A 9,321-nucleotide genomic window follows, 5' to 3' on the forward strand; every position below is an offset into this window, starting at 1 on the left:
ATCTTAGGTTGACTCTAACCTAAGGTAGGGCTTTTTTTATAACAAACATAGCGCCATGATTGTACCGACACCACTAAACAGAAAGGCAAATCCTAAATTCCAAAGAGAGACCTTATAAGAATTGACATGCAATAAATCTCCGGTAATCGAAACAGACACATTAAAAGGACCGGCAATCGTAGTTGATAATGCAGAAGTAATCATGACTAAACTCAAACTTAACGGATTAACCATCTGCAAAACAGGTTCAACAATTGCAATAAGAATAGTCAATGTCACTAGCGGATGAAACCCAGTTAAAGCAAGGCCAAGAAATAATACTTGTATGAACAGAAACAGGAATACTGGATACTGGCTTAAAGCTGTAAAAGGCTCCTGTAAATAATCGATAAAGCCCGAATCACCTAAATTTCCTGTGAAAAAACCAACCCCTAAAAAGAGGACTAAATTATCTTTTAAACCAATCGTACGCTTTTTCCATAACGGAATTGCAAATGTTATATATGACTTCAAACGTTTAATCGAAATGGCCCAAAGAAATGAGAAGGGGACAATTACAATTGCAATCGTTTGGAGGAAGCCCATATCTAAAATACGATTCACACTTAAAATCACAACCATAAACAAGGCAAGGTAGAAGACAAGAGATATGACCTTTCGTTTCATTTGTCTTTTTGCGGCCTCACCCTCAATCTCTTGGCCTTCTCCCGTAAGTTCATATTTTTTAAAGGACAAATAGCCAATCAACCAATTTAATAGAATTAAAATAAAGGTAAAAAGTAATAACCATGGTAAGACCGTTAAGTATGGAAGATGGGTCGATTCCACAGTTAAAATAACTAATAACTCCATAGGCGAAATGATAATACTAAAAACATATCCCCTTAGCATGGCACGTGAAATAAATTTATTTCGAAGATTTTCTGCCATATGAGAAATATTCCTCTGTATAACTGCCTTAACGAGTGGAAGGGTTGCAAGGTTAAGAAAACCTCCCAAAAGAAAGGTAACCATTGATGTTCGACCAAATAACTGCCCCATATTATGAATCCGGACTTTTAATAGTTTACTAACTTGCTGATCGTATCGTCCCACGATAATTATCGAGTTGATAAAAGGAAGTACATAAAAGATAGCTAATAAGGGAACCATGGATGTAGCATACATCGGTAACTCTGTAATTTCCCTACCTTCAAGGAAAAATACTAGAATACCAATCCCTACAAATAGAATACTAATAACCCTGAATAATAGAGAAGAACCTTTAATTGAAAAAAGCCACGCAAGAATGGCTAGTATTCCCATCCCTGTCGTAAGCCATAAGGAATCAACTATTAAACTTAAAAAGTAAAACAAAAATAATAGACTATACAGAACAATCATGATTATCTCCTTGTTGTAAAAATAAACAATGGCTAGACAATTAACCTAGCCATCTCATAGTAGTATACCAGCTTGAGCACACGAGACCCGTTCATTTATTTTCGGGGTTAATTGTTTAAGAATAGGTGTTGTATCCTTCGTTTTTATTTGAGTTATTAGAGTATCAACCATATTACAGGCGATTTCATCCACTGGGACCCCGATACTGGTTAATGGAATCTCCAGATTTCCCATTTGTGAGATATTATCATAGCTCATAACGGAAATATCCTTCGGGATAATTAAGTTCGCCTCACGAAGTGCGCGAACAATCCCTGCGCTAATATCATAACTTGAACCAATAATTGCAGTAGGTCTGTTAGAAGAGTTCAACAATCGCTTCGTTGCTACATATCCATCATACCAATTAAGTCCTGCCGTGTTTACTAAATTTTCATTTGTAATCGGTAGGTTCAGACTATTCATCGCTTTTTTAATGCCGTAGTATTTTTCTAATTGTCGATCATCAATAGGTGAGAAGTCGCCAAGATAGGCGATATTACGATGCCCCAGATCATATAAATACTCAACAGACATTTTCATAGCCATTTGATAACTGACATCAATCACAGTATGTTTTTTGTTTCTTCCAACACCGTACGTCACGATTGGAATCGAAACCGTATCTAAAATACTATGATTATGTTCATCAAACACAAGAATCCCATCTACTTGATACCGTTTGAACAACTCAAGCGAATCCTCAATACAATCAATTGATAATATCATAGAATAGGATTTTGATTTAATTTCCTTATTGATTCTAGTAACCAATGTAGAAGGTGCAATCCGTTCTAGAGTCGGCCAAATTAAACCAATTACTTTTGTTTGTTTAGAAACAAGGCTTTGGGCAGCAAAATTAGGTTTATATCCTAACTCCTTGGCAATTTTCATAATCTTTGTCTTTGTGTCAGGTTTTACTAGTGGGCTATCGTTCAACGCTTTTGAAACAGTAGAGTAACTCACACCAGCTACCCTTGCAACATCCTTAATCGTAATATTCATAGAAGTCACCTATAGATTGATTTTTTATTTTAATATGTTGTTTCATGTAAAATTTATTTAACAACGTTATTATTTTTATAGTAAATTTATAGCTTATTTATCTAACATTTTCACAGGTTTCTCCTATATTGTCAACGTTTACAAAACTGCAAATTTCGAATTCGACAAAAAAAGACTTGAAAACTACTATATTTTAATTTATGATGTAAGAGAAATAACAACGTTGTTATTTTATCGAAGTCTATAACACAAATGAAAGCGATTGCCAGTTGCTTTCGATTTTTTTCATAACATATGAAAGCGTTTCATATGGAAGGTTATGTTTTATAGACTTTGAACCCAAAATTAAAAAACACACCAGAGGGGGAAGCTTTTTATGAAGAAAAAAGGCTTAGCAGTTCTATCTATGTCCTTTATGCTTGCGGGCTTATTAGCAGCTTGTGGCGGAGGAGATGATTCAGCTACTAAAACTAGTGGCGGTGGAGATAGTGATGCAAAAGATCCTATCGTTTTAAAATTAGCAGACAACCAACCTGAGGATTATCCAACAGTTGTAGGGGATAAAGAGTTTGCGAAATTAGTAGAAGAAAAAACAGATGGACAAGTTAAGGTTGAAGTGTACGCGGGTGGTCAGCTTGGTGACGAGAAGAGCGTTATCGAGCAAGTTCAATTAGGTACAATCGACTTTGCACGTGTTAATGCAAGTCCACTCGCTGAATTTTCTAAAGATTTAGGTGTTCTTTCAATGCCTTACCTATTTAGAGATGCAGACCATATGTGGAGTGTATTAAATGGTGATATCGGTGAGGATTTATTAGCTGGTATGGAAGAAGCGAATATGAGAGGTCTAGTATTCTATGATTCTGGTAGCCGTAACTTCTATAACTCTAAACATCCAGTTGAAAAGCCAGAAGATTTAAAAGGACTTAAAATTCGTGTTCAACAATCTGCTCTAGTAGTAGACATGGTAGAATCACTTGGTGCATCTGCAACTCCAATGGCGTACGAAGAGGTATATTCTGGACTTCAAACAGGTGTTATCGATGGTGCTGAAAACAACTATCCAAGTTACTATTCAGTAAATCACTTTGAAGTAGCGAAATACTTTACTTTAGATGCTCACTCACGCGTTCCTGAAATTTTAATGATTTCTTCTAAAGTATGGAACGATTTAAGTGAAGAACATCAAAAAGCAATCAAAGAAGCTGCAATGGAATCACAAGAAGCTCAAAAAACTGCTTGGGCAGATCTAGAAAATGAAGCAAAAGAAAAAGTAGAAGCTGCTGGTAATGAAGTAGTTGAAATTACTGATACTGCTCCATGGCGTGAAGCTGTACAACCTGTGTATGACAAACATGGTGGCGCATACAAAGAAAATATTGAAAAAATCGAAGCTGTAGAATAATTATCTATCAAGCTTTTGGCGGCAAATTCTCCCTTAAGATGATGGTCTTGAGGGAGAGGTGCCCCTCATATAGTTTAGTAAGACTTCATGAATTGAAAGCAAAGAATATAAATTTTCTAACACGAGAAATGATGTGTTTGGGTTAGTTAAAAAGGTAATGAAAAGCTTCGTTAGTTTTTTAACGAATACAGAAAGTATTATGCAACTAATGCTTTGCTTTCATCTGAGGCTCGACAATCATCGAGTTTGCTTTAAGGAGGCTAGTTAAATGGAACGGTTAAAAAAAATCAAAAGTATGTTTGATAACGGGATAGACAATCTTAATGTTATTTTCATAGCATTAATGACCGTTATTGTTGCTGCAACAGTGTTTACAAGATATTTTTTCAGCTATACTCCCCGTTGGTCCTCGGAGGTGTCAATGCTACTACTAGTATGGGTAAGCTTCATCGGAATCGCTGTAGGTTTCAGGGATAAGCTCCATATTGGTGTAGGTGCATTAGTTGCGTTATTTCCAAAAAAGGTCCAAACATTATGTGATATTATCGCAAAATTTTTAGTAATTATTGTTGCAATTATATTTATTGTTTACGGATTTAGATTTACATCATTGATGGGCGGATCCACAATGGCAGGAACTGGGCTACCACAAAGTGTTTTATACGCAGCGATCCCTGTTTCAGGAGTTTTAATGCTAATCTACGGCATCGAGCTATTGTTTAAAAAGGGTATGCACCAAGAATGGGATGAACAGATAGAGGAGTGAGTTATAAATGGAAGTATTAGTATTATTAGGAAGCTTTGTTCTTCTCTTACTTATACGCGTTCCTGTTGCACTAAGTTTAATAGTGTCATCATTTTTAACAGGAATTTATATGGATATAGATTTAGCAGCATTAGTACAACGTATGGTAGGCGGACTCAATTCATTCTCACTCCTTGCAATTCCATTCTTTATTTTAGCAGGAGAAATTATGAATGAAGGCGGTATTTCTAGACGCCTAATTAACTTAGCTAACGTGATGATTGGTAAGGTTCGTGGTGGATTAGCCATGGTTAACGTATTGGCAAGTACATTCTTCGGCGGAATTTCAGGGTCTGCAGTTGCAGACGTATCTTCAATCGGATCTGTTTTAATTCCAATGATGAAAAAGGCAAAATATGATTCTGATTATGCTGTAAACGTAACAATTTCCAGTGCGGCACAAGGGGTTATGATTCCACCAAGTCATAACATGATTATTTACTCTACTGCTGCTGGTGGGGTTTCAGTTGGCGCTTTATTTATGGGGGGAATAATCCCTGGTATTTTATTGGGATTAATCCTAATGGTTGTAACATATGTTATTGCGGTAAAACGTAATTATCCAAAAGGTGAGCCTGTTAAAAGAGAAGAGATTCCAAAAATTGTTCGCGAAGGTTTATTAGGTCTTTTAACGGCTGTTATCATCATCGGTGGTATTGTAAGTGGTATCTTCACAGCTACTGAATCAGCTGCGATCGGTGTAGTATATGCATTTATTATTACATTCTTCGTATATCGTGATATTCCGCTTTCAAGAATGCGTATTATCTTAGTTAGAACATCTAAAACATTAGCAATGGTTCTATTCTTAATCGCATCATCATCAGCGTTTGGTTGGCTATTAGCATTATTAAAAGTTCCAGCAATGGTTACAGAGGGACTTCTTGCATTCTCTCCTAATGACATCGTAACATTATTGCTGATTAACTTAATTTTACTAGTTCTTGGTATGTTTATGGACATGGCTCCACTTATCTTAATTGCGACTCCTATTCTTTTACCTGTTGCTACTGCAGCTGGTATGGATCCAGTACAGTTTGGTGTTGTGCTCATTTTAAACCTAGCAATTGGCTTAATTACACCACCGGTAGGAACCTGTCTCTTTGTAGGTTGTGCAATTGGACAAATACCAATAGAGAAAACAGTCAAGGGAATGGCACCATTCTATTTAGCAATGATTGTAACCTTACTTTTAGTTACATTCGTTCCACAGTTTTCACTATTCTTACCAGATTTACTAATAGAATAAAAAAAGGGGTGTCTTTTTAGATACCCCTTTGCCATTGAAACTTTTAATAATAAGGTAAAAACGTAGAGGCATTAATTGATTATCTCCCCACTATTGGGTTACTATAAAATAGTAAAATTTAAAAAAGCAGGTGGACAAAAATGAAAAAATTTATGGATGAAACATTCTTATTGTCAAACGACACTGCGGTAGCTTTGTACAATAATTTTGCAAAGGACATGCCAATCATTGATTATCACTGCCACTTAAGCCCACAGGAAATTTATGAAAACAAATCTTTCAAAAATATTACTGAAGCATGGCTGTATGGCGACCACTATAAGTGGAGAGCTATGAGAGCAAATGGTATTGAAGAAGAATACGTAACAGGAAATGCTTCTGATTATGATAAATTTGTTGCATGGGCAAAAACAGTTCCAATGACAATTGGAAATCCATTATTCAATTGGACTCATTTAGAGCTTCAACGTTTCTTTGATGTACATGAAATCTTAAACGAAAAATCTGCTCCTGCTATTTGGGAAAAATTAAATAGCAAGTTAACGGGTGAAGGGTTCGGAGCAAGAGACCTCATCAAAAAATCTAATGTAGAAGTCGTTTGTACGACTGACGATCCAACTGACTCATTAGAATATCATAAGCTTATTGCTGAAGATTCAAGCTTTGATGTAAAAGTATTACCAAGTTTCCGTCCAGACAAAGGTTTAGAAATCAACCAAGACACTTTTGTTAGTTGGGTGAAAAAACTAAGCGAAGTATCTGGTGTTGAGATTTCAAACTATGATGATTTCTTAACTGCGTTAGAGAACAGAATTGAATTCTTCCATTCACTTGGTGGTCGAGTATCTGACCATGCTCTTAACACAATGATGTATGAGCATACAACAAAAGAAGAAGCTGCAGCGTCATTTGAAAAAGCAATCAAAGGTGAAAAAGTTTCAATCGAAGATGAAATTAAGTATAAATCCTATACACTCGTTTTCTTAGGGAAAGAATATGCAAAACGCGACTGGGCGATGCAATTACATATTCATGCGTTACGTAACAACAACACTAGAATGTTTGGAAAATTAGGAGCAGACACTGGTTATGACAGCATCAACGATGGTGAATTAGCGCGTCCTTTAAACCAATTACTAGACGCACTAGATACAGAAGATGCACTACCAAAAACTATTCTTTACTCATTAAATCCAAACGATAACTACATCCTTGGTACAACAATTGGAAACTTCCAAGGTGGAGGAAAACCAGGTAAAATGCAATTCGGAACTGCTTGGTGGTTCAATGATCAAAAAGAAGGAATGCTTGAGCAAATGAAAGCATTAGCAAACCTTGGCTTATTCAGCCGTTTCATTGGTATGCTTACTGACTCTAGAAGCTTCCTATCTTACACTAGACACGAGTATTTCCGACGTTTAGTTTGTAACTTAATTGGAGAATGGGTAGAAGACGGAGAAATTCCAAATGACATGGATTTACTAGGAGATGTCGTAAAAGGAATCTGCTACCAAAACGCTAAAGATTACTTTGAGTTTTAAAATACACGAATCGATAGCTCGCCAATTGGCGGGCTATTTTTATCGCCCAATGTTATACTAGCGATAGTTTATTTTTGTAGGAAAGGGTAGGGAATTATGGAAAAGAAGCTTCCTCCAAATCATGAGCATATCGACAGCGAGATGATCAAGCTCGAAGTAAACCTCGATAATATGTCAGGTGAATGGTTAGGCTATGTCATGGATTTATTATTTGATGCAGGAGCAAATGACGTTTATTATACGCCTATTTATATGAAGAAAAACCGACCGGCTGTCCTTCTCCAGCTTCTTTGCTCCAAAAGCAAATTAGACAAAATGAAAGATATTTTGTTTTCGGAGACAACGACGCTAGGATTACGGTATTACCCTTTGAGGGTTCATCGACTTGAACGAACTTTTACAGAAGTTATCACAAAATGGGGCAAAGTTACCGTAAAAGAAGGAGTTTTCGAAGGGGAATCCGTTCAAAAATCTCCTGAATACGAAGAATGCCGCCGGATCGCTGAAGAAAATGGCATTCCATTGAAAAAAGTATATGAAGAGGTTTGGAAAGAGATCAATAAAGGGTGAAACCAAATGATAGTGGTGTAGATAACTGCCACTATTTGAGAAATACTGCCGCTATTCGTAGAATACTGCCACTAGCTTGAATAACCTAATAAAAACCCACTGAAGCCAGTGGGTTACATATCATTTAATTCCATCTGAATATATTTCCTAGTATTTGGACCATAAATCCCATCATCTGCTAAAGCAGCGTACATCGATTGAAATCTTCGAACAGCATCTTCCGTTAATGGTCCATAGCTGCCATCAATCATTTTAGGATCAAAGTTAATATGCTTTAAAGCACGTTGGATCATACGAACTTCTTCACCTGTGTCGCCACGGCCCCAAACTCCGTTAGGAAGAGGAAACTCGTCGTCAGTCGAATTGTTCTGTTTGATAACTTCCTCAAGCTTTCTTAATGTGGCTGGCCCAACTAGCCCATCCACAATTAACCCATATCGTTTTTGGAAGCGCATGACTGCACTTTCGGTTGCAGGACCGAAGCTTCCATCAGCACCATAAGGAGACATTGAAAAACCAGCTTTAATTAGGTCTTCTTGGATTTCCTTTACAAATGGACCCTTATTTCCTCTTCGGATTGGCAATCGCGTTGAAACTCCGGCAACAACAGGCTTTGGATTACTAGTAGGAACCCCTTTAAAATCACGATTAAATGACTCTTGTACATCATTAATAAATTCTTCCCAAGAAACCCCATGTGGACGCAAGGCATTTTGTGGATCAGATCTTCTAGAAGGGTCTAAAGTGCTATGTGCCACAATATGTCTTTTCGGATCTAAATTAAATTTGTCACACAAATAAGCATGGTACCAGACATATCGATTATATGCCTCCTGGAAATTAATTTTCCCTCCATGACAAAGCTCTACACCAATTGCTGCATCATTTGCATCATCACCAAAACGCTGATTGTCAGCCGTAATATTGTAGCGGACATGCCATGCTTTTTCGTTGAGGGGGATTATTTCTAAAATATATTTATCATCAATGAAAGTGTGGGCAGAAGCACTTGGCTGTGAACGGTCAAAATAGTTTCGATTTCCATAGGCAGTAGACCCTGGATTCCCTGTATCATGACTTACGATAAAACGCACCTTTGAAATCTTTTGCCCCGATCGTGAATTTCCCAGACGAATATAATCTCTTGTAATTGAATACTCCATTTCATTCACCTCCATGAATTGTGAGTATAGGCAATCGATTTATTGTATGCACAACAAGTTTGTACCGTGTCAAAAATATGTTTTAGAGGGAAGGAGGGACTGCATTCAACATAAAAAAACCGAAGGACGTTTAAACTGTACCCTTTGTAAAGGACATTTAA

8 protein-coding genes and 1 pseudogene are annotated in these 9,321 nt (G+C 36.8%); 5 read left to right on the forward strand and 4 right to left on the reverse strand.

All coding sequences use genetic code 11. The features are described 5' to 3' along the window. Positions 1-36: 36 nt before the first annotated feature. The gene (locus CKK03_RS19025) at positions 37-1,383 is read right to left on the reverse strand and encodes a hypothetical protein (protein ID WP_099364099.1); all 1,347 of its coding nucleotides are present in this window, start codon (positions 1,381-1,383) and stop codon (positions 37-39) included. A 54-nt stretch (positions 1,384-1,437) separates the two neighbouring features. Continuing rightward, positions 1,438-2,427, reverse strand: a complete 990-nt coding sequence (locus CKK03_RS19030) for a LacI family DNA-binding transcriptional regulator (protein ID WP_099364100.1) — start codon at positions 2,425-2,427, stop codon at positions 1,438-1,440. 376 nt (positions 2,428-2,803) lie between these two features. Between CKK03_RS19030 and CKK03_RS19035 the strand changes: the two genes are divergently transcribed. From CKK03_RS19035 to larC2, 5 genes are all read left to right on the forward strand, one after another. Then, positions 2,804-3,832, forward strand: coding sequence for a TRAP transporter substrate-binding protein (locus CKK03_RS19035; RefSeq protein ID WP_099364101.1), 1,029 nt, complete (start codon positions 2,804-2,806; stop codon positions 3,830-3,832). A 268-nt stretch (positions 3,833-4,100) separates the two neighbouring features. Next, complete coding sequence (locus CKK03_RS19040) at positions 4,101-4,598, forward strand: TRAP transporter small permease (RefSeq protein WP_099364102.1); 498 nt, start codon at positions 4,101-4,103, stop codon at positions 4,596-4,598. 7 nt (positions 4,599-4,605) lie between these two features. Next, the gene (locus tag CKK03_RS19045) at positions 4,606-5,886 is read left to right on the forward strand and encodes a TRAP transporter large permease (protein ID WP_099364103.1); all 1,281 of its coding nucleotides are present in this window, start codon (positions 4,606-4,608) and stop codon (positions 5,884-5,886) included. A 140-nt stretch (positions 5,887-6,026) separates the two neighbouring features. Then, complete coding sequence (uxaC, locus tag CKK03_RS19050; protein WP_099364104.1) at positions 6,027-7,427, forward strand: glucuronate isomerase; 1,401 nt, start codon at positions 6,027-6,029, stop codon at positions 7,425-7,427. A gap of 96 nt (positions 7,428-7,523) precedes the next feature. Further along, positions 7,524-7,997, forward strand: a complete 474-nt coding sequence (gene larC2, locus CKK03_RS19055; protein WP_099364105.1) for a nickel pincer cofactor biosynthesis protein LarC2 — start codon at positions 7,524-7,526, stop codon at positions 7,995-7,997. Positions 7,998-8,110: 113 nt separating this feature from the next. Here larC2 and CKK03_RS24180 read toward each other — a convergent pair whose 3' ends face one another. Continuing rightward, entirely contained in the window at positions 8,111-8,581 is a 471-nt protein-coding gene (locus tag CKK03_RS24180) for a peptidoglycan-binding domain-containing protein (RefSeq protein ID WP_281254533.1), read from the reverse strand. Between the two features lie 66 nt (positions 8,582-8,647). Next, a pseudogene (locus CKK03_RS24185) lies at positions 8,648-9,160 on the reverse strand (peptidoglycan recognition protein family protein); the annotation flags it as partial. Positions 9,161-9,321: the final 161 nt, after the last annotated feature.

Origin of the sequence: Fredinandcohnia onubensis, assembly GCF_002734215.1 — a bacterium.
GTDB lineage: Bacteria > Bacillota > Bacilli > Bacillales > Bacillaceae_L > Ferdinandcohnia > Ferdinandcohnia onubensis.